Below are 26095 nucleotides of genomic sequence, written 5' to 3'. Positions count from 1 at the left end.
GGTCCGGGCGACACACCGCCCGGGCCCGCGCTTTCCCCTTGCCGGAGGGGCGGGGGCAGCGGTGCGGGCGGGGCCGGCTACCCGAGGGGCCGCGCGGACCTGGTGGCAGCGGGCACGGTGGACGCGGCGGGCACGGTGGACGCGGCGAGCAGGCGCTCGGCGGTCTCGGTCAGCTCCGGCAGCCGGCCCAGGGTGCGCCGGGCGCGGGCCGCCAGGTCCTCGGTGGTGTGGATGCCGAGGTCGGCCAGCAGCGCGGTGAACCCGGGGGCGTGCGCGGCCCGCTGGTCCGGCGTGCCGTCGGCGGCCAACACCAGCTGGCAGCGGGCGTAGGAGGCGACCAGCCAGAACAGCACCTCGCGGTGGTGCCCGGCACGGACCAGCTCCCGGGTGCCGTCGACCGCGATGGGCCGGGCCGCCGGGCTGACGTCGGAGCGGAACGGGAACGGGGTGCGGGCGACACCGGCCGCCGTGTCGAACGCGTCGGCCAGCGCCGCCAGATGGACCTCGGCCCGCTCGGCGGTCAGCTCGGCGCAGCCGAGATCGGCCAGCAGCGGCGGATAGGCGGCCAGCAGGCCGTGTTCGGCGAGCAGCTCCCTGGTCCGCAGGTAGCGCAGCCGCACGGTCGGATTGCGCAGCCCGGCGGCCAGCAGCACATGGGTGCTCACCCCGGTGGGGAAGAGCCAGCCGATGACCAGCTCCGGCCAGGGGGCGGCCGGGTCAAGATCGCCCCGGTCGTACCGGGTCAGCCCGTTACGCACCCGGGCCAGGGCGTGCTGGTAACGGCGGCGCGCCCAGTCCGGCTCGGCGAACCGCTCGGCCACGTCCCGCTGGAGCCGGCCGAGGCGGCCGGTGGGGTCGGCGATCAGCGTGTCGGTGCGGAAGGCCCCGGCCAGGTGGTAGTCGGCGAGCACCTCGTCCGCCGAGGCGAGGACCGCCTCGGGCACCAGGCTTACCTCGACCAGCGCGCCCCGGTGGGTGAACTTCCCCGGCTTGGTGGGGGGATCCGGGTCGGCGGTGACCACCATGACGTCCGTGTCGGAGCCGAGCGGCACCTCGGCCGCGTCCGGCAGCCCCACCGTCGACCCACTGAAGTAGGCGCCGACGAACCAGGGCTGTCCGGACACGTGCTCGCGCACCCAGTCCCGCGCGGCCGCGCGCGCTTCCTTGATCAACATTCGGCCAGGATGGCGTCGATCAGGGCTGTTCGCCAAACCGGGCGCGGGCCAGGTAGTCCGGCTTGGGGTCGAGGGCCGCGGCCAGCCGGAAGTGGCGCAGCGCCTCCTCGCCACGCGCCGCTCGTTGCAGCGTGCGCGCCAGCGCGAAGTGCGCGTAGGCGTTGTCCGGCTCGCGCTCCAGGACCAGCATGAACTCCTGCTCGGCGCTGCGCAGTTGCGCGCCGAGGAAGAAGGCGCGGGCGCGCAGCAGCCGGGCGGAGGTGTTCTCCGGGTAGGCGCTGACCAGCGGGTCGAGCAGCGTCAGCGCGCCGCGCGGGTCCCCCGAGTCCAGCAGCCGCTCGGCGGCCCGGTAGGCGATGACATGGGTGGCGGGTGACGTCTGGGACACGGTGCCCTCCGATCGTGACCTGGCGGCCGGGCGGCGTCGGCGCGAAGCCTGGTGTGCCGGTCAGAACACGGCCGGGCCGCCGGGTATTCCCCCACCGCCCGAATACCGCGCCCACCACTCGTGCGGGGGGCCTGGTCGCGGAGTCCACGTGCGATCGACGCCGTGCGGCTACGCTCAGTGGCCGTGGAAGAGACCGAGACCCTGCCCCGCCATCGCCGTCTCCTGATCCTCGCCATCTGCTGCATGAGCCTGCTGATCGTCAGCCTGGACGTGACCGCCCTCAACGTGGCCCTGCCCGATCTTGGCCGGGAGCTGAACGCCGATGTCTCCGGACTCCAGTGGACGGTGGACGTCTACACCGTGGTGCTGGCCTCCTTCCTGATGCTGTCGGGGTCGATGGCCGACCGGCTGGGCCGGCGCCGGGTGTTCCGGGTGGGGCTGGTCGTCTTCACCGCCGGCTCGGTGGCGTGTGCGCTCGCCCCCGGGCTCGGCTGGCTGATCGTCTTCCGGGCCGCGCAGGCCGTGGGCGGCTCGATGCTCAACCCGGTGGCCATGTCGATCATCACCAACACCTTCACCGACCGGCGGGAGTTGGCCCGGGCGATCGGCGCCTGGGGCGGGGTGGTGGGGATCTCCATGGCGATCGGGCCGATCGTGGGCGGCGCCCTGGTGCACTCCTTCGGCTGGCGGGCGATCTTCTGGCTCAACCTCCCGATCGGACTGGCCGCGCTGCTGCTGACCACGCTCTACGTCCCGGAGTCCCGGGCGCCCAGGCCACGGCGGCTCGACCCGGTGGGGCAGCTGCTGGTGATCACCCTGCTGGGGTCGCTGACCTTCGGGATCATCGAGGGGGGACGGTCCGGCTGGGGCTCTCCTCTGCTGTTGACGGGGGTCGGGGTGGCCGCCCTCGCGCTGGTCGGACTGCTGGTGTACGAGCCGCGGCGCGAGGAGCCGCTGCTGGAGCTGGACTTCTTCCGGAGCGTGCCGTTCAGCGGGGCCTTCGTGATCGCGGTGGCCGCCTTCGCCGCGCTGGCCGGCTTCCTCTTCCTCAACACGCTCTACCTGCAGGACACCCGGGGGCTCAGCCCGTTGGAGGCCGGGCTCTACCTGCTGCCGATGGCGGCGACCACACTGGTCTTCTCGCCGCTGTCGGGGCAGTTGCTCGGGCTGATCGGACCGCGCGGCCCGCTGGTGGTGGCCGGGGTGGCGATCACCTTCAGCGGGGCGCTGCTCTCGGGCACCGACACCACCACCTCGGTGGCCATACTCTTCACCGGCTATGTGATCTTCGGCGTGGGCTTCGGGCTGGTGAACGCGCCCATCACCCACACCGCGGTGACCGGGATGCCCAAGGCCCAGGCGGGGGTCGCCGCCGGCGTCGCCTCCACCGGGCGGCAGGTCGGCTCGGCGCTCGGCGTCGCCGTGGTCGGCACCGTGCTGGCGGCCGGCTCGCGCACCGCCGGCTGGTGGGTGATCAGCGGCTGTGGCGCGCTGGTGCTGATCCTGGGCGCGCTGACCACCGGGGCCAGGGCCCGCCGCACGGCGGAGCGGATCGACACCGGCGGCCAGGGCCCGAAGGGCTGAGCCCCGCCCCGCCACCTCAGTCGGCTATGAACCCCCGCGCCACGTCCTCCAGTCGTGCCCGGTACGCCACCCACCAGGCGGCGTCCTCGGCCGGCACGTTGTCCCCCGGGGTGCGCAGCCCCACCGCGCCGTCCGTCAACTCCCGCACGATGTCCGCGTGTCCCGCGTGTCGGTTCAGGTCGCCGGTCACATGGACCACGATCCGGTGCAGCGTCACCCGCGACCGCTCGGGGGCCCACCAGGGCACCCGGCCCGGCGTCTCCAGCGGCAGCTCGGCGATCAGGGCGTCGGCCCGCTCGGCGACCCGCCGGTACTCCTCGACCAGCGCCTCCCGGGACTGCTCGGCGGTGGCCCACATGTCGATGTTGGGCACGCTCTCGTCGAACTCCCAGCTGAGCGGCGGCATCGGCCGGTCGAAGACCTCACCGAAGTAACCGTGCTCGACCATGGTGGCGTGCTTGACCAGGCCCAGCAGATTGGTGCCGGTGGGGGTGAGGGGGCGGCGGACCTCGTACTCCGGGAGGCCGTCGAGCTTCCACACCAGGGCGTCCCGCGCCTCCCGCAGGTACTTCAGGAGGAAGGCCCTGACATCGGTGAGGTCAGTGGTGCTGTCAGTCATACCGCCACTCTGACACGCACCACTGACACTCCACCCGGACCGCCGAACGCCGGGCGCCGAACGCCGGGCGCCGGCCGCGGCTCAGCCGGCGAACGGCGCCGTCGAGCCCCGGGCGACGAACCTCGGCGCCGGGGACCAACGGGGCGTCACCGGGCGGCCGTCGATCAGCTCCAGCACCGACTCGGCCACCGAGACGCCGAACTGGTAGACGTCCACGCTCATGGTGGACAGCGGCGGCGAGGCCAGCCGGCACATCGTCGAGTCGTCCCAGGCGAGCAGCGACAGCTCGGTCGGGACCTCGATCCGGGCCGCCTTGGCCGCGCCGAGGCCGGCGATCGCCATCACGTCGTTGTCGTAGATGATCGCGGTCGGCCGGTCCCGGCGGCGCAGCAGTCTCTCGGTCAGCTCGGCCCCCGCCTCGGCCGAGTAGTCGCCCTCCACCATCACCGGCTCGATCCCGGCGGCCTGGCACCCCGCCACCAGGGCCGCCGTCCTGGCCCTGGTGTGGACCAGGTCGCCCGGCCCGGTGACCCGGGCGATCCGGCGGTGGCCCAGCTCCAGCAGCCGGGCCAGCGCCTCCCGGATCGGGCCGGTGCTGTCGGTGACCACGGCCGGGACGTCGGGCTCGCCGTCCCAGGCGCCCACCATCATGGCGGGCAGCCCGAGCCCGGCGAGCACGTCGGGGCGCCGGTCACCGACGGTCAGGTTGACCACGATGACGGCCTCGACCAGGTCACGCTCGGCCCAGCGCCGGTGGGTGGCGATCTCCTCCTCGTGGGTCCCGACGACATGGAGCAGCACGGACAGGCCGCGCTCCGCCAGCTTCTCCTCGATGCCGGCGATGAACTCCATGAAGAACGGCTCGACCCCGAGCAGTCTCGCCGGCCTGGCCAGGACCAGGCCGACGGCTTCTGACCGACCCACTCAGCCCTGCACCACCGCGTGGAGGGAGTTGACGCCACGGAGCACCAGCGGGCCGGTCAGCGCCGCGGCGTCCAGCTCGGCGGTGGTCCGCACGGTGAAGGTGTGCCGCTCCCCGGCGAGCAGGGTGACGAGCGCGTCGTCCGCCACCGCGTCCGGCGCGGCCCGGTCGGCGAGCAGCGTCACGTCCCGGGCGAAGGAGGCGGCGCGCACCTCGACCTGGTAGCCGTCGGCCACCCTGGTCACCTCGGCGGTCAGCGCCGCCGGGTCGTAGGCCAGGTCGCGGTCCTCCTCGAACAGGTGGAAGGAGCGGGTCTCGCCCACCGTCGCCACCAGAACCTCCCGTCGCGCGTCAGCCGGCTTCAACAGAGAGTCGGCCAGGTCGAGTTCGGCGGTCGAACGGGCCGCCACCTCGAAGGGCATGGTAGCGGTCTCCCGCACCTCGCCGTCGAACGAGACGCGTTCCAGGCGGAGTTCACCGGTCCAGGCGTCGGCGGTGTCGTTCACCGCGACCAGCGCGGTCCGGCCGGCCCGCGGCTGGAAGGTGAGCAGTCGGGGCGCGTAGGCGTGCTTCAGGCCGTACCACAGCGGCTTGGGGCGCTCCTCGCTGTCCACGGCCGCCCAGGAGGTCACCGGCCAGCAGTCGTTGAGCTGCCAGACCAGCGAACCGGCGGTGCGCGGCCAGTACGACCGGTAGTGCTCGATACCGAAGGCGACGGCCCTGGCCTGGTTGAGCTGGGTGGCCCAGTGCCAGTCCTCGAAGGTGCTGGTCTCGGGGAGGTGCGGGGCCATGCCGCGGTCCAGCTTGCCGTTCCCGTCCTCGGCCTTCTGGTGCAGCATGAAGGCCGGCGACGACTTCTCCAGCGGGCGCTCGGTCACCCAGTCGGTGAGGGTCGTCCAGGTGGGCGGGCCCTGGAAGCCGAACTCCGAGCAGAACCGCGGGATGTAGTCGCGGTAGGTGGTGTAGTCGACGCGGTTCCACACCTCCCACTCGTGCCGAGTGCCGTGGTCCTGCTCGTTGGGGTGCACCTCGGTGATGTCGAAGCCGGGGCTGTACGGGCTGCCCGCGGAGTAGGGGCGGTCCGGGTCGAGTTCGGCGACGATCCGCGGGAAGAGGTCGGTGTAGTAGCCCAGGCCCCAGGTGCGGCCGTCGAGTTCCTCGGGCCAGCCCCAGTCCCGGAAGCCCCAGAGGTTCTCGTTGCCGCCGTTCCACAGCGCGAGCGAGGGGTGCGGGGTGAGCCGGGCGACGTTCTCCCGCGCCTCCGCCTCGAACTCGGACCACAGTTCGGGCTCCTCGCCGTAGGCGGCGCAGGCCAGCAGGAAGTCCTGCCAGACCAGCACGCCGCGCTCGTCGCACAGCTCGTAGAAGTCCTCGGTCTCGTAGATGCCGCCGCCCCAGATGCGCAGCATGTTCATGTGGGCGTCCAGCGCCTGGTCGATCCGGCGGGACAGCCGCTCCCGGGTGATCCGGGTCAGGAAGTGGTCGTCCGGGATCCAGTTGGCGCCCTTGGCGAAGATCCGCTCGCCGTTGACCACGAAGGTGAAGGGGGTGCCCCGCTCGTCCGGAGTGGTGTCCACGGTCAGCGTGCGGAAGCCGATCCGCCGCTCGTAGCCGTCCAGTTCCTCGTCGCCGGCGCCCAGCGTCACCCGCAGGTCGTACAGCGGCTGGGCGCCGTAGCCCACCGGCCACCACAGCTCGGCGTCCGGCACCTCGACGGTGACGGTGCCGATGGCGGCCCCGGCGGGCACGGTGACCCGGGCGCTGTGGCCGGCGACGGTCGCGGTGAGCGTGAGGTCGCCGTCCTCGCCCAGACCGGAACGCTCGATGTCGGCGTGCACCTCGACCCGCCCGGCGCCCTGCTCGGTGACGCCGACCAGCGGGCGCACCGTGGCCAGCCGGGCGATCCGCCAACGCTCCAGCCGGACCGGCTTCCAGATGCCGGCGGTCTGCAGGTCCGGGCCCCAGTCCCAGCCGAAGCTGCAGGCCATCTTGCGGATGGCGTTCATCGGGTGCGGGTAGGCGCGCGGCCGGTAGCCGATGCGGGCCTCCGCCTCCTCGGCGAAGGCGAGCGCGGAGCGGAAGGTGACGGACAGCTCGGCCGGGCCGCCGTCGAGCAGCTCCCGCACGTCGAAGCGGTAGCTCCGGAACATGTTGGCGGTGGAGCCGAGGGTCCGGCCGGCCCACTCGACGGTGGCGACGGTGTCCAGGCCGTCGAAGACCAGGTCGACCCGCTCGTCGGCGGCGGCGGCCGGGGCGGCCACGGTGGTGGCGTAGCGCCAGTCGGTGCGGTGCGCCCAGACCAGCTCCTCCTCGGCGCGGTCCAGGTAGGGCTCGCCGATGAGGCCGGCGGCCAACAGGTCCAGGTGCGCGCTGCCCGGCACTTCGGCGGGCACGGTGCGCCCGGCGATGTGCTCCGGCACCGGACCGGCGACCGCCGTCAGCTGCCAACCGTCATGCAGGGCATGGCGAATCATGGTGATTACTCCCAGGTGATGTTGGGCTCAGGCCGAAATGATTGTTATGGAGCCGAATTAAGTAAGTCAACAGGTCAATCGACCCCCTCCTGCCGCAATCAGACGGTATTGCCCGGGTTTTGGCCGTTCGGCCGCCGATTCCACGCCACTCGAGCGTGAGCCAGGTCACGTCCGGCCGGGCAAGTGCTGCTCGTCCACGCTCACTTCGAGCCGCCCGGCGACCGCGGGGTACGACCCGGCGGGGGACGGCGGCGCAAGCCACCGTCCCCCGCCCTGGTCGTTCGTCACCCGCTCAGGAGGGGCTGACCTCCGGTCCCGCGCCCTGCGCCGGGACCGAGACCGGCCGGTCGAACTCGTACCACTCCCCCGTGACGTGGTCGTAGCCACGTGCGAGGTCGGCGCGGCTGATCGCGCCCGGCGAGTCGGCCAGCGAACGGCCCCGCTCGTCCGGGTTGGGCGCCGCGGCGGCCAGCAACTGGGTGTAGGAGTGTCGCGGGTTGAGGATCACCTCGTCGGCCGGCCCCCGCTCCACCACCCGTCCCCGGTACATCACCAGGATGTCGTCGGAGAAGTGCCGCGCGGTGGCGAGGTCGTGGGTGATGTAGAGCACCGCCAGGTTGTCCTCGCGCTGGAGCCTGGCCAGCAGGTTCAGCACCCCCAGCCGGATCGAGACGTCCAGCATGGAGACCGGCTCGTCGGCGATCACCACCTGCGCCCCGGGCGCCAGCGCCCGGGCGATGGCCACCCGCTGGCGCTGTCCACCGGACAGCTCGTGCGGCCGGCGCGGCGCCATGTCGGCCGCCGGCGTCAGGTTGACCCGCTCCAGGAGCTGCTCCACCCGCTCCCTGGTCTCCGCGCTCCCCTTGGTCTTGCCGTGCAGCTTCAGCGGCCTGGCCAGGTGGTGCTCGATGCTGTGGAACGGGTTGAGCGAGGCGAACGGGTCCTGGAAGACCATCTGCACGTGGTCGCGGTACTCCCGGTTGCCGACCCGGGTGCCGTCGTCCTTGGTGGCGATGATCTCCCCGCCGGTCGGCCGCTCCAGCCGGGCGATGGTCTTGGCGACCGTCGACTTGCCGGACCCCGACTCCCCCACCAGGGCCACGGTGCGGCCCGGCTTGAGGGTGAAGGAGACGTGGTTGACCGCGCGCAGCGTGGACCGGCGGAGCCCGGAGCGGATCGGGTAGTCCTTGACCAGGTCGCGGACCTCAAGTGCGGTCATCGCTGCGCCCTTTCGTTCGCGCTGGCCGCCGGAGGGTCGGCCCGTCGGGTGGACTCGCCGGTGCGGATGAAGGAGCCACGCTCCCCGGTCAGGCTGGGGAAGGACTCCAGCAACCGGCGGGTGTACTCGTGCCGCGGGCGGGTGTAGATCTCCTCCGACGGGGCGTACTCGACGATCTCGCCGGACTTCATCACCGCGATGCGGTCGGTGAGTTCCAGCAGCAACGGCAGGTCGTGCGTGATGAAGATGACCGCGAAGCCCAGCTCGTCGCGGAGCCGGATGATCTCCCGGAGGATGCCCCGCTGGACCACCACATCGAGCGCCGTGGTGGGCTCGTCCATGATCATCACCTGCGGGTCGAGCAGCATGGCCATGGCGATCATGACCCGCTGCCGCATCCCGCCGGACAGCTCGTGCGGGAAGGAGTCGAGCCGCACCGGGTCCACCCCGACCAGGGTGAGCACCTCGGCGCACCGCTCCCGCCTGGCCTCCTTGGACATCTCCGGCTTGTGCGTGGTGAGCACGTCGTCCAGCTGCTCGTGGATGGTGATCACCGGGTTGAGCGAGTTCATCGCGCCCTGGAACACCATCGACAGCTTGGACCAGCGGAAGGTCCGCAGCTCCTCGTTCTCCAGGGCGAGCAGGTCGATGTCCGTCCCGGAGCGGTCGTGGAAGGTGACGGTGCCCTCGGTGACCTCGGCCGGCGGCCGGTGCAACCGGTTGATGGCGTAGGCCAGGGTCGTCTTGCCGCAGCCGGACTCGCCGGCCAGGCCGAGGATCTCGCCGCGCCGCAGGGTGAGCGAGACGTCCTTGACGGCGTGCACCGGCTTGGCGGTCTGGTAGACCACGTTGAGCCCGCGCACGGTCAGCACCACGTCCTCGCGCGACTCCTCGGCCGACGCGGTGGTCGAGGCCGCCGACTCGGCGACCGCGGTCTTGGCGACGTCGCCGACCGCCTTCACCTTGGTGGCGGTGCGCAGCTTGGGGTTGATGATCTCGTCGATGCTGAAGTTGATCAACGCAAGACCGCAGCCGAAGAGCGCGATCAGCAACCCGGGTGGCACGAACCACCACCACGCCTCGTACTGGAGCGCGAAGCCGTTCTGGGCGAAGTACAGCATGGTGCCCAGGGTGTGGCTGTTGGAGGCGCCGAGCCCCAGGAAGGACAGGCCGGCCTCGGCCAGGATCGCGGCGATCACCGCGAAGACGAACTGCGAGGCCAGCAGCGGCAGCAGGTTGGGCAGGATCTCCACGGAGACGATCCGCCACGGCTTCTCGCCGGCCACCCGGGCCGCCGCGACATAGTCGCGGTTGCGGATGGACAGCGTCTGGGCGCGGAGCACCCGGGCCGCCGCGGCCCAGCCGGTGAGGGCCAGCACCAGGGCGACCGTCCACCAACCGCGGTCCTCGGCCGGCACGAAGCCGGCGACCACGATCACCAGCGGCAGGCCGGGGATCACCAGCATGATGTTGGTCAGCAGGGAGAAGCCCTCGTCCACCGCGCCGCCGAGGTAGCCCCCGACGATGCCGAAGATCGCGGACAACAGCGTCGCCAACACCCCGACGAGCAGGCCGATCTGGAGCGAACCCCGGGTGGAGTGCGCCAGTTGGGCCAGCACGTCCTGGCCGGTCTGGGTGGTGCCCAGCAGGTAGTCGCCGCTGGGCTCGGTCATGCCGATCGGGTCGATGGCGTTGGGGTTCGGGAAGAACGGCGGTCCGACGATGCCGAACAGCGCCACGCCGAGCACCAGGAAGAGGCCGATGCCGAGTCTGGCGGACCAGCTCGGAAGCAGCGCGCGCAGACCGCTCTTGCTGCGGCGAGGCGCCGCGGCGATCGGGTCCGTCGTGCCCCCTGCGGGCGGCGCGCTCTCGTCGGCGCCGCCGGGGAGCGGACTGATATTGGTCACAATGCCGCTCCTGATCAGTTCTCGACTCGGGTACGTGGGTCGATGGCGCCGTACAGGAGGTCAACCACCAGGTTCGCGCCCAGTACCGCCAGCGTGATCACCAGGAAGATCCCCTGCATCAGGGCGTAGTCGCTGTTCTGCACGGCCTGCAGGAGCTGCGAGCCGATACCCGGGTAGGAGAAGACCTGCTCGGTCACGATGGAGCCGGAGACGACGAAGCCCAGGGAGATGGCGAATCCGGCCACCGAGGGCAGGACCGCGTTCCGTGCCGCGTACCTGGTCATGATCCGGCGGTCGCGCAGCCCCTTGGCCTGCGCGGTGAGGATGTAGTCCTCGGAGATGGTGGAGACCATCATGTTCCGCATGCCCAGCAGCCAGCCGCCCACCGAGGAGACCACGATGGTCAGCGCGGGCAGCGTGCCGTGCTCGATCACCGAGCTGATGAACTCCCAGTTCCAGCCCGTCGGCAGGGCCACGTCGTAACCCAGGTTGAGCGGGAACCAACCGAGGTTGGAGGAGAAGACCAGCACGAAGATCAGGGCGAGCCAGAAGTAGGGCACCGCGGAGAGCACGGTGGTGGCCGGAACCAACGAGTCAAGCCAGGAACCTCGCCGCCAGCCCACCACCGCGCCAAGCACTACGCCCAGCACGAACGACAGCAGGGTGGCGATACCCACCAGCCCGATGGTCCAGGGAAGGGACTGGCCGATCACGTCGGTGACCTCGGCCGGGAAGGCACTGGTGGCAACGCCGAGATCACCCCGGAACAGGTTCCCCAGGTAGGAGAAGTACTGGTTCCACAGCGGCTCTCCGTCGTTGGTGCCGAGCAGCACCTCGTAGGACTCGCGCACTTCGGGGCCGATCTGGCCGCCGCGCTGCTGGAGCTTGCCCAGCAACGCGTCGACCGGGTTCCCCGGCATCATTCGCGGGATAAAGAAGTTCAGGGTCAACGCCGCCCAGAGGGCGACGAGGTAGAACCCGAGCTTCCGGACGTAGTACCTCATGGGGCAGCGTCACTCACCAGCGGGCTTCAGGTTGGCGAAGATCTGCGACTGGTCGGGACGCGACCACACCGCCGGGAAGGCGTACAGGTTCACGTCGGTCGGCCAGCCGGTGAACTTACCGGAGTTGAACTGGCTGGTGGTGCCGCCGACCAGGATCGGGATGTACGGCATGTCCTGCTCGATGTTGGCCTGGATGGTGTCGTAGAACGGCTGACGCACGTCCTGACCGGCATCCGGGTCGAGCTGGGACAGCTCCTCAAGCGCCTCGTCGACCTCGTCGTTGGCGTAGCGGGCCCAGTTCGGGTTGGCGCTCTCACCGACCGGCTTGGTGCTCTGGCTGTGGAAGAACTGGTAGTAGACGTAGTACGGGTCGGGCGAGGCGCCGGGGTAGAGCGAGTCGATCGCCAGCTGGAAGTTGCCGGAGTTGCGGGCGTCGGTGGTCTCGTTCCAGGAGGCCTGGTTGACGTTCAGCTTGATGCCGGCCTCGTTCAGCTGCTCGGCCATGGTGTTGACGGCGGTGATGTAGTCGGTCCAGCCGGTCACCACCCGGACGCTCAGCTCCAGCTTGACGCCGTCCTTGGCGTAGATGCCGTCGCTGCCGCGCTGGTAGCCGGCGGCCTCCAGGATCTCCTCCGACTGGGCGGTGTCGGCGGAGCCGTTGGCGACCCGGTTCTCCAGCTGCGCGGAGACGTAGGCGGCGTCCCGCTCGGGCAGCGCGAATCCGGGGGAGATCTCGCTCGCGGTGTCCTGGAAGGCCAGCGAGTTGAGGACGTCCCGGTCCATCGCGTGGAAGATCGCGTGGCGCACGGCCGGGTCGGTCTGCGGCCCCTCACAGCCCAGCTCGACGTTGGAGCAGGTGGCCAGCACCATCTGGTTCATCGGGATGGTGATCGACTTGTAACCCTCGTGGTTACGCTCGAAGTTGGCGATGTCCGGCACCGGGCCGGTCTGCCAGTCGATCTCGCCGGCGGCCAGCGCGTCGGCACCCGCCTGGTTGCCGGAGAGCGCGACGTAGCGGACGTTCTTCAGGTCGGGCTCGCCGTCCCAGTAGTCCGGGTTCGCCTCCAGGGTGAACGCCTGCGGCTCGAAGTTGCCGAGGCGGAACGGGCCGGTCCCGATCGGGTCCGCCATGATGTCGGTCTCCGGCTCTTCTATGCCGGACCAGATGTGCTCGGGGACCACGTAGGTCTTGCCGAGGAGCTGGGGCGCGTCCATGTAGGACGGCTCCTCGAAGGAGACGAGCACGTTGTTGGCGTCCACGACCTCGGTGGAGCCGTCGAACCCGAAGCTGTTGAAGGCCGGGGTGTCCCGGATCATGTCGAAGGTGAAGGCGACGTCCTCCGCGTCGAACGCCTCACCGTCGGACCAGGTGACTCCCTCACGCAGGGTGATGGCCAGCTCGGTGCCGTCGTCGTTCCACGCGAACTCGGTGCCCAGCCGGCTGGTCGGCTCGTCCTGGCGCGCGATGTTGAAGAAGAACAGCGGCTCGTAGATGCTGCCGATCCCCTCGATCGACTCCGGCGAGTAGGGGTTGTAGTTGCGCTGCCACTGGCCGGCGAGACCGGTGTAGACGATCAACGTGTCCGGGTCGGTGGAGGAACCACCGCTCGACCCGCCGCATCCAGTCGCCAGCAGACCGATCGTGACCGTCCCGATCGCCGCCGCTCGCGCGCGCCGCCACCTTGCGTGCAAGGACATTCTTGTTCCTCTCTTAACCTGCCCCGTCGTTGGGGCATGGGCGGAGTCACCCAGGGGTATGTGATTGTTAAGCCGCCGAATTAACAAAGTCAACCCTCCAATGACACGAACAGACAACGACACGTGCGCAGTTGGGTGGACACGGTCGGTCGCGCACACATCACCGTGCGCCATGATCACCGGAGATTCACCTCCCGAACCCCCCGGCACTGGCCAAAAGCTTCGTCAGCCAAATAAACTAAGAGTCGCACAGTGTCACCAGCGCGAAGCGCAACGAAGCGGTGAACTCCCGTGCGGGGTGCGGAGGGTGAGGATTCAGTGAGCGGACCAGCCGGAGCGACGCCACATGCCAGCAGCCGGGCGGCGGTGCTCGACGTGATCCGGGCGGCGGGCACGATCAGCCGGGTCGGGCTCGTCAGGGCCACGGGGTTCACCGGCGCCACCATCTCCACCGTGGTCCGGCGACTGATCGACGACGGTCTGGTGTTGGAGTCCGGGCGGGCGGAGTCCACCGGCGGCAAGCGCCGCGTGCTGCTCCAGCTCAACCAGTCCTCCCGCTTCGCCGTCGGGGTGCATCTGGACCATGCCGGTCTCACCTACGTGCTGACCAACCTGGGTGGTTCCGTGGTCGCCCGGATGTCCCGGGCGGGCATAGGCACCGAGGAGCCCCCGGTGATCATGGATCGCATGGCCACCGAGGTCGACGCCCTGATCGACGGCGCCGGTGTCGACCGCAGCAGGATACTGGGCCTCGGCCTGGTCGCCCCCGGCCCCATGAACCAGAGCAGCGGCATGCGGCTGAGCCCACCGACGATGCGGCACTGGGAAGACTACCCACTGGCGAGCACGCTGGAGGCGGCCACCCGCCTCCCGGTGGTGCTGGACAACGACGCGACCGCCGCCGCGCTGGGCGAGCACTGGTCGGGCGACGTGGGCGGCACCTCGACCTTCGCCGCCATCTACATGGGCACCGGCATCGGCTCCGGCATGATGGTCAACGGCATCACCTACCGCGGCGCCAGCGGGAACGCCGGCGAGATCGGCCACATCTGTCTCGATGTCAACGGTCCCGAGTGCTGGTGCGGCGCCCGCGGCTGCACCGAGATCCTGGCCGGCCCCGGCGCAGTGGTCGCCGCCGCCCGCGCCGACACCGCGCTGGCCCGCTCCGCCGGGCTGCCCGAGGCCCCCGAGCGGCCGCGCTGGCTGGCCGACTTCGCCGCCATCACCCGGGCCGCGCTCCGCGGCGACGTGCCGGCCAGGCGGCTGCTGGAGGACTCGGCCCGGCACTTGGCCGTCGCCGCCCGCACCCTGGCCAACGTGATGGACCTGGAGCAGCTGGTGCTGACCGGGCCCAGCCTGGCCATCGCCGGCTCCTTCTACCTGCCGGTGGTGCGCGAGGAGCTGGACCGCTCGTTCTTCTCCCGGGCGACGCACTCCGTCACGGTGCGGCTCTCCCGGTCCGCGGCGACCGCGCCGGCCATCGGCGCCGCCGCCCTGGTGCTCCAGTCCGAACTGGTCCCGCTGCGCGAGGGTTTGCGCCTGCCGGACAATCTGGGAGACGCTGAGCCCACCGGGCAGCCGGCGAGCCGTTGACACCCCACACGCGCGGGGGTGCGCGCCGCGTGCCCCCGCGATCTCCGGGGAACGCACTACCCAAAGTGAAGAAATATCGCGGTATCTCTCCTCTAACGGGTTAATTCCGCCCTGGTGACACATGACGGCCGGGCCGGACGGGGACAGAACGTTTCGTCCAGGCGATCCCCGACGAACTGGAGCGCCTCCGTTGGCTACCTCCGACGCCGTCCACCACTGCCCCTTCGACTTCGCCGAAGGGCTCGACTTCGACCCCACGCTCAGACAACTGATGACCGAGGCGCCGGTCGCGCGCATCACCATGTCCTATGGTGAGGGCACGGCCTGGCTGGTCACCCGCTACGAGGATGTTCGACTGGTCACCACCGACCGCCGGTTCAGCCGGGCGGCCGTGACCGGGCGGGACTTCCCCCGGATGACACCCGCGCCCATCGTCCAGTCCGAATCGATCAACCTGCTCGACCCGCCGGCCAGCAGCCGGCTGCGCCGCCTCGTCGCCCAGGCGTTCACCGCGCCCAAGGTGGAGCGGATGAAGCCGGCCACCCAGCGGATCGTGGACCGGCTGCTGGACGAGATGGCCGACCACGGCCCGCCGGCCGACCTGGTCCACCACCTCTCCAGCCAGCTGCCGCTGACCACCATCTGCGAGGTCCTCGACATCCCCGAGGCCGACCGCCCCGAGCTGCGCCGCCGGGCGATGGCCATGATGGCCACCGGGCCCGCCACCAAGGAGGCCGCGGTCCAGGCCAAGGCCGAGCTGCGCGACTACTTCGCCGAGCTGACCGCCGCCCGCCGGGCGAACCCAGGCGAGGACCTGATCAGCTCCCTGGCCACGGCCAGGGACGGCGAGGAACGGCTCGGCACGGACGAGCTGACCGTGATGGCCATGGTCCTGATGATGACCGGCCACGACACCAGCACCTACCAGCTGAGCAACATCACCTACACGCTGCTCACCCACCCCGAGCAGCTGGCCAAGCTGCGGGCCAGGCCGGAGAAGCTGCCGGACGCGCTGGAGGAGCTGCTGCGGTACATCCCGTTCCGCAAGGGGGTGGGCATCCCCAGGATCGCCCTGGAGGACGTCACCATCGGCGACGTCACCATCCGCGCCAACGACACGGTGCACGTCTCCTACCTGGCGGCGAACCGCGACCCGGCACGCTTCACCGAGCCCGACGAGCTGGACCTGGACCGGCCGCCGGCGCCCCACATGACCTTCGGCTGGGGGGCCCACCACTGCATCGGCTCGCCGCTGGCCGTGATGGAACTCCAGCTGGCCATCGGCACGTTGCTGAGCCGCTTTCCCGACCTGCGGCTGGCGGTGCCGGCCGAGGATGTGCGGTGGAACGACGAGTCGATCTGGCGCTACCCGTATGAGCTCCCGGTCACTTGGTGACCGGCACCACCACTGAGACTGCCATCGATGCCGCGCGGGGCGCACCCGGCCCCGCCCGCGGCAAGGGGAGGGGATCATGGCCATTCTGTGCAGACCAGCGATCGCGGTACCGGACAACATTCTCACCCTGGAGGAGACCCTGGAGTTGGCGCGCGTCATGCACGCCGACCACCCACAGCTCCCCCTGGCCCTGAGGCTGATCGAGAACACCGGGGTGCGCACCCGGCATATCGTGCGCCCCATCGAGGAGACCCTCCAGCACCCGGGCTTCGAGGCCCGGAACCAGGTGTACGAGGCGGAGGCCAAGCGCCGGGTGCCCGAGGTGGTCTACCGGGCACTGGACCACGCCGGCCTCGGCGTGCGGGACATCGACCTGATCGTCTACGTCTCCTGCACGGGCTTCATGATGCCGTCGTTGACCGCCTGGCTGATCAACGCGCTCGACTTCCGGCCGGAGACCCGCCAGCTGCCGATCGCGCAGCTCGGCTGCGCCGCCGGCGGCGCGGCGATCAACCGGGCGCACGACTTCTGCCGTGCCTACCCGCAGGCCAACGCGCTCATCGTGGCCTGTGAGTTCTGCTCGCTCTGCTACCAGCCGACCGACCTGGGCGTGGGGCAGTTGCTCTCCAACGGCCTCTTCGGCGACGCGGTGGCGGCGGCCGTGGTGCGCGGCCAGGGCGGCAGCGGGGTCCGGCTGGAACGCAACGGCTCCCACCTGGTGCCGGACACCGAGGACTGGATCTCCTACGCGGTACGGGCCACCGGCTTCCACTTCCAGCTGGACAAGCGGGTGCCCACCACGATGAAGATGCTGGCGCCGGCGCTGCGCACGCTGGCCACCGAGCACGAGTGGGACGTCTCAGGACTGGACTTCCACATCGTGCACGCCGGGGGGCCCCGCATCCTGGACGACCTGTGCCACTTCCTGGACGTGGAGCCGGAGATGTTCCGGTTCAGCCGGGCCACGCTCACCGAGCGGGGGAACATCGCCAGCTGTGTCGTCTTCGACGCGCTGGAGCGGCTGTTCGCCACCGGAGGGCCACCGGAGGAGGCGAGAGGGCAGATCGCCGGCTTCGGCCCGGGCATCACCGCCGAGATGGCGCTGGGCAGTTGGGTCACCGACAGCGGGCCGGTGCTGGGCGCTCAGGCCACGCGCGCCAAACCGCGGGCGGGGGTGGCCTGACCCACCAGCTCAGCCGGCGCCGGCCAGGTAGTCGGCCAGCACGTCGGTGTGGGAGGGGAACGCGAGGGGCGCCGGGCGGGTGAGCACCAGCCACTCGGTCGCCTCCGGAGTGGGGCGGGACGGCGGCAGCGTGGCCGCGTCCCGGGGCGGCAGCAACGCGAAGACGTTCAGGTTCCGCTCGGTGCTGCGCACGTCGTGCAGCGTGATCCCCTCCACCGGGGCGGTGAGACCCGTCTCCTCCCACAGCTCCCGGGCGGCGGCCTGCCGCCAGTCCTCACCGATCTCCATGTAACCGCCGGGCAGTGCCAGTTCACCACGGCACGGCTCGATGTCCCGACGGACCACCACCAGGCCACGGCCGCCGTCCGCCGTCCGCACCGGCAACAGGGCGACGGCCACCGGCAGCGGGTTGGCCCAGAGCGTCTCGCCACAGCGCGGGCAGTCCCTGGGCCAGCCCGCGACGGCCGCGTAGTCGGCTCCGCAGTAGGGGCAGTGCGTCACGGTGCGGCCGTAGGTGTACGCCATGGAGGTCGCCTCGCCTTTCCAGTCTCGACCATTCGACAGGTCCGCCGACCGGGCCGCCCCGGCGTGCGCGGTCGGCCCAGCGTCCCGCGGTCGAACTGCGGCGGAACCTTTCCGCGAGGTTACCGGCGCAGGTCAGGCTTACGGCCCACGCCGCCGACGATCTCCAGGTCGAGGCGGCCGGCGGCCGGGCCCCCGGCGAGCGGGCGCCAGCGCGGGCAGCAGACGACGCCCGGCTCCACCAGCTCCAGGCCGTCGAAGAACCCGGCGATCTCCGCCGGGGTGCGGAGGTGGTAGGGCACCGCGCCGCTGTGGTTGTAGTGCCGCTGGGCCTCGGCGAAGCCGGGGTGACCGGTGGCGCCGTCGCTGGCGGCGAGGTGGCTGCCGGCCGGCAGCGCCGCCAGCAGGCTCCGGACGATCTCCCTGGCCTCCGGGTAGTCGGGCACGTGGCCGAGCACGCCGCTCAGGATCAGCCCCACCGGCCGGTCGGGATCGAGCAGCGGGGCGATGGCGGCCGTGGTGCCGGCCGGATCACGCAGGTCGGCGCGGAGGTAGTCGGTCGCGCCCTTGGGGCCGCTGGGCAACAGCGCCCGGGCGTGGGCCAGCACCAACGGATCGTTGTCCACGTAGACGATCCGGGCGTCGGGGTGGACGCCCTGGGCGATCTGGTGGGTGTTCTCGTCCTGCGGCAGACCGGTGCCGATGTCCACGAACTGCGTGATACCGACCTCGCCCGCCAGGTAGCGGACGGCGCGCCCCAGGAAGGCGCGGGAGACCCGGGCCACCTGCGGCATCTCGGGGAAGATCCGGCAGTAGTGGTCGCCGGCCACCCGGTCCACCTCGTAGTGGTCGCGCCCGCCGAGCCAGTAGTTCCAGATCCGAGCCGAGTGCGGCACCGTCGTGTCGATCGTGGGTGCGTCATCGGTCACGGCGTGTCTCTCCTGTGGTGCGGTGTGGTGCGGTGGTCGGGGCGCTTCGCGGCCGGCGGGCGGGAGCGCGGGCGGGAGGCGGCCGGTGCGAGCGTGGCGCCGCCGCTCGCCCCCCCGGCTCAGCGGCCCCGGCCGGGGCGGCCGCGCGCGCTGACGCGGCCCGTGCCGGTGGACGAGGAGGCCGGTGGCGTGCGGAGATACATAACAGCAACGCATCTTAGAGGTGCTCTGTCGATGCGTCGATAAAACGTCCGCGGCCGAGGAACCGTCACACCGCGCGCCGGCCGGCCCGTTCGCCGACCGTCGGGCCGGGCCGGTCAGTCGCCCGGCGCGGGGAGCACCTCGGCGAGGTCGTAGCCGACCGGCTCCGCCAGCTGCGCGTAGGTGCACTCCGCCGGCTCCCGGTCCGGCCGCCAGCGGCGGAACCTGGTGGTGTGCCGGAAGCGGTCGCCCTGCATGTGGTCGTAGGCCACCTCGCAGACCCGCTCCGGACGCAGCGGCAGCCAGCTCAGGTCCTTCCCGCCACTCCACCGGCTGGGGCCGCCGGGCAGCCGGTCCCGCTCGTGCGCCTCCTCGCGGGCCCAGTCGGCCCACGGGTGGCCCTCGACCGAGTCCATCAGCAGCGGGGTCAGCTCCGCCATCAGCTCGGCGCGCCGCTTGGCGGTGAACGAGGCGCAGACGCCCACGTGTTGCAGGCGGCCCTCGGCGTTGTAGAGGCCGAGCAGCAGGGAGCCGACCACCGGGCCGCTCTTGTGGTGCCGCAGGCCGGCCAGCACGCAGTCGGCCGTCCGCTCGTGCTTGACCTTGACCATGGTGCGCTCGTTCGGCGTGTAGGGCTGGTCGAGCCGCTTGGCCACCACCCCGTCAAGACCGGCGCCCTCGTACCGCTCGTACCACTCCTGCGCGAGGTCGAGGTCGGTGGTGGCCGGGGCCAGGAAGAGCGGAGGACCGGCCTGGGCCAGCGCATCGCCCAGCAACCGCCGCCGCTCGGCGAGCGGCTCGGCCAGCAGCGCGCGCTCCCCCAGGGCCAGCAGGTCGAAGGCGACAAAACCGGCCGGGTGCCGCTCGGCGAGCATCCGCACCCGGGAGTCGGCCGGGTGGATGCGCTCCAGCAGCGCGTCGAAGTCGAGCCGGCCCTCCCTGGCGATGACGATCTCGCCGTCCAGCACGCAGCGCTCGGGCAGCCGGGCCAGCAGCGCCTCGGCCAGCTCGGGGAAGTACCGGGTGAGCGGCTTCCCCGAGCGGCTGCCGAACTCGATCTCCGGGCCGTCCCGGAAGACGATCGCCCGGAAGCCGTCCCACTTGGCCTCGTAGTGCAGGCCGGGCGGGATGCGCGCGGCCGACCGCGCCAGCATGGGCTTGACGGGGGGCATCACAGGCAGCTCCATGCTGCGGATTGTCCCGGCACCCCGCGCGCACCGCCCGGCGGCCGCCGCCGTTCGAGCGGCGGGCCGGCCTAGCGCGCGACGTACTGGGTGAGTATCGCCTGGACCTCGTAGATGTCCACGCCCTTGGTGAAGGTCTTCTCGATCGGCGTGGTGCTGCTGGAGAGCCAGATCTTCAGCTCGGCGTCCAGATCGAAGTGGCCGGCCGTCTCCACCGCGAAGTGGCTGATGCTCTTGTACGGGATCGAGTGGTACTCGACCTTCTTCCCCGTGATGCCCTGCTTGTCGACCATGATCAGCCGGCGGTCGGTGAGCAGCACGGTGTCCCGGATCAGCCGGTAGGCCGCCAGCACCCGCTCCCCCTGCCCGAAGAGCTTGGCGTACTCCTGGTACGCCTGCTGCGGATCGATGGTGTGCGCGTTCCCGAACAGCGCCATGACGCCCCCCACGGTGCGAAAGTATCTGTCTGGACAGTACCCCGCCGCACTGACAGCACGCCGTTCCACCCTGCGGCGGGCGGCTTGCGGGCCTACCGTGGCAGGTATGGGCGACGCGGTGGAGGTCACGGTCGGCGAGCGGCGGGTGCGGGTCTCCCACCCGGACAAGGTCTACTTCCCGGAGCGCGGCTTCACCAAGCTGGACGTGGTCCGTTACTACCAGGCGGTGGCGGACGGGGCGCTGCGCGCGCTGCGGGACCGGCCGACCACACTCCAGCGGTTCCCCGAGGGGGTGACCGGCGAGTCGTTCTTCCAGAAGCGGGCGCCGAAGAACCTGCCGGAGTGGATCCCGACCGGCCGGATCTCCTTCCCCAGCGGCCGGTACGCGGACGAGATCGCGCCCAGCGAGCCGGCCGCCCTGGTCTGGGCCGCCAACCTGGGCTGTCTCACCTTCCACCCGTGGCCCGTGCGGCGCGCCGACACCGAGCACCCGGACGAGCTGCGGATCGACCTCGACCCGCAGCCCGGCACCGACTACGCGGACGCCGTCCGGGCCGCGTTGGACCTGCGGGAGCTGCTCACCGAGCTGGGGCTGCGCGGCTGGCCGAAGACCTCGGGTGGCCGGGGGCTGCACGTGTTCGTGCCGATCGAGCCGGAGTGGACCTTCCCGCAGGTGCGGCGGGCGGCCATCGCGATCGGCCGGGAGCTGGCGCGGCGGGCGCCGGAGCGGATCACCACGGCCTGGTGGAAGGAGGAGCGCGGCGAGCGGATCTTCGTGGACTACAACCAGATGGCCAGGGACCGGACCATCGCCAGCGCCTACTCCGTCCGCCCGCGGCCGCGGGCGACGGTGTCGGCGCCGCTGGACTGGGAGGAGGTGCCGGACGCCAGGCCCGAGGACTTCGACCTGGCGACCATGCCGGACCGCTACGCCGAAGTGGGCGACCGGCACGCGGAGATGGCCGACCACCCCAGCCGTCTGGAGGCGGTGCTGGAGCTGGCCGAGCGGGACGAGCGGGAGCACGGCCTGGGCGATCTGCCCTACCCGCCCGACCACCCCAAGGTGGCCGGCGAGCCCAAGCGGGTGCAGCCGAGCCGGGCCCGCAAGGAGCGCTGACCCGCGGCGCCGGCGCCGCGGAGCGGTGCGTGACCGGGGGGTGCGTGACCGGGGGTGCGTGACCGGGGGTGCGTGACCCGGTGGTGCGGGGCCGGCGCGGTCAGGGCTTGCGGCCCACGCCCCCCGCCTGTCCGACCTCCCGCCGGCCGTGGCCGGCCGAGGCCAGGTCGGGGCGCCAGCGCGGCACCGACACCACTCCGGGATCGACCAGCTCCAGCCCCTCGAAGTAACCCCTGATCTCGTCCATGGTGCGCAGCCGGTAGGGGATGGCGCCCGAGTCGTTGTAGACGGCCTGGGCGGCGCAGTAGGCCGGATCGGTGTCGGTGCCCTCGTTGAGCGAGAGGTGGCTGCCGGGGGCCACGCCGTCCAGCAGCCGGCGGACGAGGGCGTGCGCCTCCTGGTACGTGTCCACGTGCCCGAGGATGCCGCTGAGGATGAGCCCGACCGGCTGGTCGAGGTCCAGGTGGTCGGCCGCGGCGGCCAGGATCCGCTCCGGTTCGTGCAACTCGGCCGCCAGGTAGGCGGTGTGCCCCTCGTCGGTGGAGGTGAGCAGCGCGTTGGCGTGCAGCAGGACCAGCGGGTCGTGGTCCACGTAGACGATGCGCGCCTCGGGGTTGATCCGCTGGGCGACCTGGTGGGTGTTGTCGACGGTGGGCAGCCCGGTGCCGACGTCGAGGAACTGTCGGACGCCGGCGTCGCGGGCCAGGTAGCGGATGGAGCGGACCAGGAACTGCCGGGAGGCACGGGCGACGTCCACGATCCCGGGGAAGGCCTCCCGGTACTGGTCGCCGGCGATCCGGTCCACCTCGTAGTTGTCGGAGCCGCCCAGCCAGTAGTTCCAGATCCGGGCGGAGTGCGGCACCGAGGTGTCGATCTTGGACACCGTACGGTCACGGGCGGTTGACGGGTCGTCGGTCATCACGGCCTACTCCTGCGGTGCGTCCCTCTCCGGCTCTGCCCAACGTAGCCGCCCGGCGCGGCCAGCCGGGCCAGGCACACCCCAGGGACACCCCACGGGCGGCGGGTCGCGGCGGTGCGCGGCCCGGACCCGGCCCGGGTGGGCGGTGCCCACGGGCCGGCGGCCGACCAGGACGGGCGGCGGTGGTGCCTCCCCGGCTGGGACCTCGCCATCGGCGCGCCGCACCCGCCGTCCCGGTCGCCGGTTCCGAACCTGGCGGCGCGCGCGGCCCGTTGCCGGAGACCGGCCGGGTCAGCCGCGCCGGCCGACCGGACGCGGCGCGCGCGGTCGCCGGCTGACGGGCGGCCCTGGCCCGGCCCGGAGACCGGCGCGCCCCGCTTCCCCGGGAGGCGCTGGATCGTCCCAACCCTGGTCCGGCCCGGGAGGGGCGCTCCCGGGCCGGACCAGCCGGCCGGCACAGCGCCGGCCGGGTCAGGTCAGGAGGTACCCGCCTCGTCGAGGCCGAAGAAGGCGATGGTCCGCGCGGCCATCCCGCCGCCCGGCAGCGAGTGGCCCACACCCACGAGGCTGATCGCCTCGACCGGCGCCCGCTCCCCCGCGTCCCCGTAGCGGGTCAGGTTCCAGTTGGGCTGCGGGCTGTCGCTGTGCACCGGCGTCTGGCTCACGCCCAGCACGTCGGTCCACTGCTTGACCTCCTCGCCGAGGTTGTTGTGGTGCAGGGTGGTGTCCTCGGTGCCGTGCCACAGCTGCATCCGCGGCCGGGGGCCGGCGTAGCCGGGGTAGGCGGCGCGGACCGCGTCGCCCCACTCCTGCGGGCTCCGGATCAACTGCCCGTTCGCGCAGGCGCTGTTCCACTCCGAGCCGTCGTTGGTCGCGAAGCAGCCGAACGGCACCCCCATGTAGGCGGCGCCGGCGGCGAAGACGTCGGGGTAGACGCCGAGCAGCACGTTGGTCATCATGGCGCCGGACGAGGCCCCGGTGACGAAGATCCGGTCCGGGTCGGCGTTGTGGTGGGTCTCCACGTAGCCGACCATCGAGCGGATGCCGACCGGGTCGCTGCCGCCGCCGCGGGTCAGCGCCTGTGGCGACGAGACGTCGAAGCACTGGCCGGCGCGGGTCGCCGAGGGGTAGACGACGATGAAGCCGTACCGGTCGGCCAGCGACGCGAACTCGGTGCCGGAGTGGAACGCCGGCCCCGAGCCGGTGCAGTAGTGCACCGCGACCAGCACCGCCGGCTGTTCGCCCACGCCGTCCGGGACGTAGAGGTGCATGCCCAGGTTGCTGGGGTTCTCGCCGAAGTCCCTGATCTCGGTGAGGGTCGCGGCGTGCGCGGGGGGAGCGCTGACCAACAGCGCGGCCAGCACGGGGAGTACGCCGCTCAGGAGCGCGACGCAGACCGCGCGGAGGCGGCTGCGTGGCGATGGGGGTGTCGCGGCTCTGGTGAACATGTTTCCGCCCTTTCTAGACTGCGGATCGTGAAGGGTCTGTTGCAGCGGTTGACCGCGCTGGACGCCGACGCCGCCGCGGCCGTCCGGGTCATCGCCCACTACCAGGCGCTGTTGGCCGGTGGCACGGTCGACCCGGTGACGCTGGTGCGTTCAACGGCCGGGCTGGTGCGGTGCCCCGCCGGCCTGGAGCTGGTCGACGGCCGGCGGGTGCGGTTCGGGCCCGACGGGCGGGCCCTGCCCGGGGTGCCAGGACACGTCTCGGCGAGCGTGGAGCTGCGCCCCGCCGGGCGCGTCTGGCTCGAACGGGACGGCGCGGCCGAGCCGTTCGACGCGCTGGTCCTGGAGTGGATGGCGCTGGCCGCCCGGGTCGGCCCCGGCCGGCCCTGGCCCGCGCCGCGGGCGGCCGACCCCGCCCTGGTCGAGCGGGTGCTCTCCGAGCGGGAGGGCATCGAGGACCGGACGCGCGCGGTCCGGCTGTTGGGTCTGCACCCGGGCGTCCCGCTGCGGGTGCTGGCCGTGGCGGCCGACGCCGCCGACGACGCCGGGGTCGTGGCGGTGACCCTGCTGGCGAGGTCCGGGCTGGCCGCGCTGGTCCGGGTCGCCACGGTGGGCCCGCTGGCCGCGGCGATCGTGCAGCCCGAGGAGGGCGCCGAGGCGCCGGCGGCGGCGCTGCGCGCCGTGCTGGCCGAACGCGGTCGGGAGCGGCTGCCCGGCGGGGCGCGGTCGCGGGGCATCAGGTTCGGGGTGGGCGGCGCGGTGCCGGCGGCCCAGGCGGCCGGCTCCTGGGCGCAGGCCACCACGGCGCTGCGGTTCGCCGGCGGGGGCGGCCCGGAGGAGGCCGTGGTGGACCACGACGCGCTGGGTCCGCTGGCGCTGTTGGCCGAGGTGCCGGTGGCCAGGCTGCGGGCCGAGCCCGGGGTGCGGGCGCTGGCGGAGCTGGTCGAGCGGGACGGCGGCGCGCTCGGCCTGGCGGCGCTGGCCGCGTTCTGCCGCACCGGGTCGCTCCGCCAGGCAGCGGCCACGCTGCACCTGCACCACAGCTCGGTCGCGGCCAGGCTGGCCGTGGTGGAGAGCGCGCTGGGCTGGCGGCTGCACCAGCCCGAGGACCGTTTCAAGGCGCAACTGGCCCTGCACGCCTGGCGCTTGTCGGCCTCGACGGGCACCTGACCGGGGCCGGTCACCGGCTCAGCCCGACCCGCAGGGCGGCCAGGCCGTCCGCGTTGATCCGCTGCCCGACGCCGGCGTGGCCGATCGCCGCGCAGCCGTGGAAGGTGCCCGGGTAGCGTCGCACCTCGGTGGGCACCCCGGCGGCCCGGAGCGCCGCGGCGAAGGCCAACGCCTCGTCGCGCAGCGGGTCGAACTCCATGACCGCGACGAACGTCGGTGGCAGCCCGGTGAGTTGGCCGGCCCGGGCGGGCGCCGCGTAGGCCGGGACGGCCGCGCCGCCGGGCACCCCCGCACCCAGGTAGGCGGCCCAACTGAGCGCCGCGTTACGGCGGTTCCAGACCGGCGTGTCAGTGAAGCGGCGGGCGCTCGCGGTGGCCAGCCGGTCGTCCAGCGCCGGGCTGTGCAGGTGCAGGTGGCGCGGCGGCGGCGCGCCCAGGTCGCGCAGCAGCAGCGCCACCCCGGCCGCCAGGCCGGCGCCAGCGCTGTCCCCCCACAGGGCGATCCGGCCCTGGTCCACGTCGAGGTGGGCCGTGTGCCGGGTCAGCCAGGTCAGCCCGGCGAACACGTCGTCCAGCGGCGCCGGATAGGGGTGTTCGGGGGCCAGCCGGTAGTCCACCGCGACCACCACGGCGGGCAGTTCGCGGGCGAACCGCAGGTTGAGGTCGTGGTCCACGTCGAGGGAGCCGAGCACGAAGCCACCGCCGTGCACGCTGTAGACGGCGGGGAGCCGGCCGGTGGCGTCGGCCGGTCGGTAGATCCGCAGCGGCACCTCGGGGTCACCTGGCGCGCGGCCCGGCACCCGCACCTCCCGCACCAGCACGCCCCGTTCGTCGGCCTCGGCCATCGCGGCGGCCAGCTCGGCGGCCTGCGCGGCCCGCGCGGCGGCCAGGTCGGAGATGTCGAGGTCGGCCAACATAACGGCGGCGGCGGCCAGTTCGGGATCAAAGGGGTAGCCCATGCCGCCTCGCCTCTCGCTCGTTCCCGGCGGCCGGGTGCCGCGCCCTACGAA

Annotated in this window: 22 protein-coding genes; 6 read left to right on the top strand and 16 right to left on the bottom strand. The window is 72.3% G+C overall.

Annotated features, from left to right (window positions below; translation table 11 throughout):
* Positions 1–77 precede the first annotated feature (77 nt).
* Together RM844_RS19280 and RM844_RS19275 are read right to left on the bottom strand one after the other, a co-directional pair.
* Entirely contained in the window at positions 78–1175 is a 1098-nt protein-coding gene (locus tag RM844_RS19280; protein WP_311668519.1) for a hypothetical protein, read from the bottom strand.
* Between the two features lie 19 nt (positions 1176–1194).
* Positions 1195–1563, bottom strand: a complete 369-nt coding sequence (locus RM844_RS19275; RefSeq protein ID WP_311668518.1) for a tetratricopeptide repeat protein — start codon at positions 1561–1563, stop codon at positions 1195–1197.
* A 243-nt stretch (positions 1564–1806) separates the two neighbouring features.
* Between RM844_RS19275 and RM844_RS19270 the strand changes: the two genes are divergently transcribed.
* Entirely contained in the window at positions 1807–3147 is a 1341-nt protein-coding gene (locus RM844_RS19270) for an MFS transporter (protein ID WP_394814550.1), read from the top strand.
* Between the two features lie 16 nt (positions 3148–3163).
* On the opposite strand, the gene RM844_RS19265 is transcribed toward RM844_RS19270, so the two are convergent.
* From RM844_RS19265 to RM844_RS19235, 7 genes are all read right to left on the bottom strand, one after another.
* Entirely contained in the window at positions 3164–3766 is a 603-nt protein-coding gene (locus RM844_RS19265; protein WP_311668516.1) for a DinB family protein, read from the bottom strand.
* A gap of 81 nt (positions 3767–3847) precedes the next feature.
* Positions 3848–4690 carry a LacI family DNA-binding transcriptional regulator gene (locus RM844_RS19260; protein WP_311668515.1) on the bottom strand — a complete coding sequence of 281 codons (843 nt, stop codon included), beginning with the start codon at positions 4688–4690 and terminating at the stop codon, positions 3848–3850.
* Positions 4691–7162, bottom strand: coding sequence for a glycoside hydrolase family 2 protein (locus tag RM844_RS19255; protein WP_311668514.1), 2472 nt, complete (start codon positions 7160–7162; stop codon positions 4691–4693).
* A gap of 292 nt (positions 7163–7454) precedes the next feature.
* On the bottom strand, positions 7455–8381 hold the full coding sequence (locus RM844_RS19250; protein WP_311668513.1) for an ABC transporter ATP-binding protein: 927 nt from the start codon (positions 8379–8381) through the stop codon (positions 7455–7457).
* Positions 8378–10288, bottom strand: coding sequence for a dipeptide/oligopeptide/nickel ABC transporter permease/ATP-binding protein (locus RM844_RS19245; protein WP_311668512.1), 1911 nt, complete (start codon positions 10286–10288; stop codon positions 8378–8380). The genes RM844_RS19250 and RM844_RS19245 overlap by 4 nt, the downstream gene beginning before the upstream one ends.
* A 14-nt stretch (positions 10289–10302) precedes the next feature.
* Positions 10303–11292 carry an ABC transporter permease gene (locus RM844_RS19240; RefSeq protein WP_311668511.1) on the bottom strand — a complete coding sequence of 330 codons (990 nt, stop codon included), beginning with the start codon at positions 11290–11292 and terminating at the stop codon, positions 10303–10305.
* 9 nt (positions 11293–11301) lie between these two features.
* Positions 11302–12990: an ABC transporter substrate-binding protein gene (locus RM844_RS19235; RefSeq protein WP_311668510.1), complete on the bottom strand. Its 1689-nt coding sequence runs from the start codon at positions 12988–12990 to the stop codon at positions 11302–11304.
* A 318-nt stretch (positions 12991–13308) separates the two neighbouring features.
* On the opposite strand from RM844_RS19235, the gene RM844_RS19230 reads away from it, so the two are divergent.
* The 3 genes from RM844_RS19230 (at position 13309) to RM844_RS19220 (ending at position 17162) form a co-directional block, all read left to right on the top strand.
* Complete coding sequence (locus RM844_RS19230; RefSeq protein WP_311668509.1) at positions 13309–14583, top strand: ROK family transcriptional regulator; 1275 nt, start codon at positions 13309–13311, stop codon at positions 14581–14583.
* A 190-nt stretch (positions 14584–14773) separates the two neighbouring features.
* The gene (locus RM844_RS19225; RefSeq protein WP_311668508.1) at positions 14774–15979 is read left to right on the top strand and encodes a cytochrome P450; all 1206 of its coding nucleotides are present in this window, start codon (positions 14774–14776) and stop codon (positions 15977–15979) included.
* A gap of 76 nt (positions 15980–16055) precedes the next feature.
* Positions 16056–17162 (top strand): type III polyketide synthase, encoded by a 1107-nt coding sequence (locus tag RM844_RS19220; protein WP_311668507.1) that lies wholly within the window; start codon positions 16056–16058, stop codon positions 17160–17162.
* A 9-nt stretch (positions 17163–17171) separates the two neighbouring features.
* Here the strand turns inward: RM844_RS19220 and RM844_RS19215 are convergent, their stop codons facing one another.
* From RM844_RS19215 to RM844_RS19200, 4 genes are all read right to left on the bottom strand, one after another.
* Entirely contained in the window at positions 17172–17687 is a 516-nt protein-coding gene (locus tag RM844_RS19215; RefSeq protein WP_311668506.1) for an NUDIX domain-containing protein, read from the bottom strand.
* Between the two features lie 119 nt (positions 17688–17806).
* The gene (locus RM844_RS19210; RefSeq protein WP_311668505.1) at positions 17807–18613 is read right to left on the bottom strand and encodes an SAM-dependent methyltransferase; all 807 of its coding nucleotides are present in this window, start codon (positions 18611–18613) and stop codon (positions 17807–17809) included.
* 317 nt (positions 18614–18930) lie between these two features.
* A complete protein-coding gene (locus RM844_RS19205; RefSeq protein WP_311668504.1) occupies positions 18931–20001 on the bottom strand; it encodes an ATP-dependent DNA ligase in 1071 nt (356 codons plus the stop codon).
* 68 nt (positions 20002–20069) lie between these two features.
* Positions 20070–20435, bottom strand: a complete 366-nt coding sequence (locus tag RM844_RS19200) for a PH domain-containing protein (protein ID WP_311668660.1) — start codon at positions 20433–20435, stop codon at positions 20070–20072.
* A 106-nt stretch (positions 20436–20541) separates the two neighbouring features.
* On the opposite strand from RM844_RS19200, the gene ligD reads away from it, so the two are divergent.
* On the top strand, positions 20542–21552 hold the full coding sequence (gene ligD, locus RM844_RS19195) for a non-homologous end-joining DNA ligase (RefSeq protein ID WP_311668503.1): 1011 nt from the start codon (positions 20542–20544) through the stop codon (positions 21550–21552).
* A gap of 100 nt (positions 21553–21652) precedes the next feature.
* On the opposite strand, the gene RM844_RS19190 is transcribed toward ligD, so the two are convergent.
* A complete protein-coding gene (locus RM844_RS19190) occupies positions 21653–22471 on the bottom strand; it encodes an SAM-dependent methyltransferase (protein WP_311668502.1) in 819 nt (272 codons plus the stop codon).
* Between the two features lie 476 nt (positions 22472–22947).
* Positions 22948–23919 carry an extracellular catalytic domain type 1 short-chain-length polyhydroxyalkanoate depolymerase gene (locus RM844_RS19185; RefSeq protein ID WP_394814549.1) on the bottom strand — a complete coding sequence of 324 codons (972 nt, stop codon included), beginning with the start codon at positions 23917–23919 and terminating at the stop codon, positions 22948–22950.
* A gap of 27 nt (positions 23920–23946) precedes the next feature.
* On the opposite strand from RM844_RS19185, the gene RM844_RS19180 reads away from it, so the two are divergent.
* Positions 23947–25086, top strand: coding sequence for a helix-turn-helix domain-containing protein (locus RM844_RS19180; RefSeq protein ID WP_311668501.1), 1140 nt, complete (start codon positions 23947–23949; stop codon positions 25084–25086).
* Positions 25087–25096: 10 nt separating this feature from the next.
* Here the strand turns inward: RM844_RS19180 and RM844_RS19175 are convergent, their stop codons facing one another.
* Positions 25097–26044 (bottom strand): alpha/beta hydrolase, encoded by a 948-nt coding sequence (locus RM844_RS19175; RefSeq protein WP_311668500.1) that lies wholly within the window; start codon positions 26042–26044, stop codon positions 25097–25099.
* Positions 26045–26095 lie beyond the last annotated feature (51 nt).

This window comes from Streptomyces chisholmiae, assembly GCF_031845445.1.
Lineage (GTDB): Bacteria > Actinomycetota > Actinomycetes > Streptomycetales > Streptomycetaceae > Streptomyces > Streptomyces chisholmiae.
The sequence above is the reverse complement of the archived record's forward strand: the minus strand, read 5'-3'. Positions and strand labels throughout refer to the sequence as shown.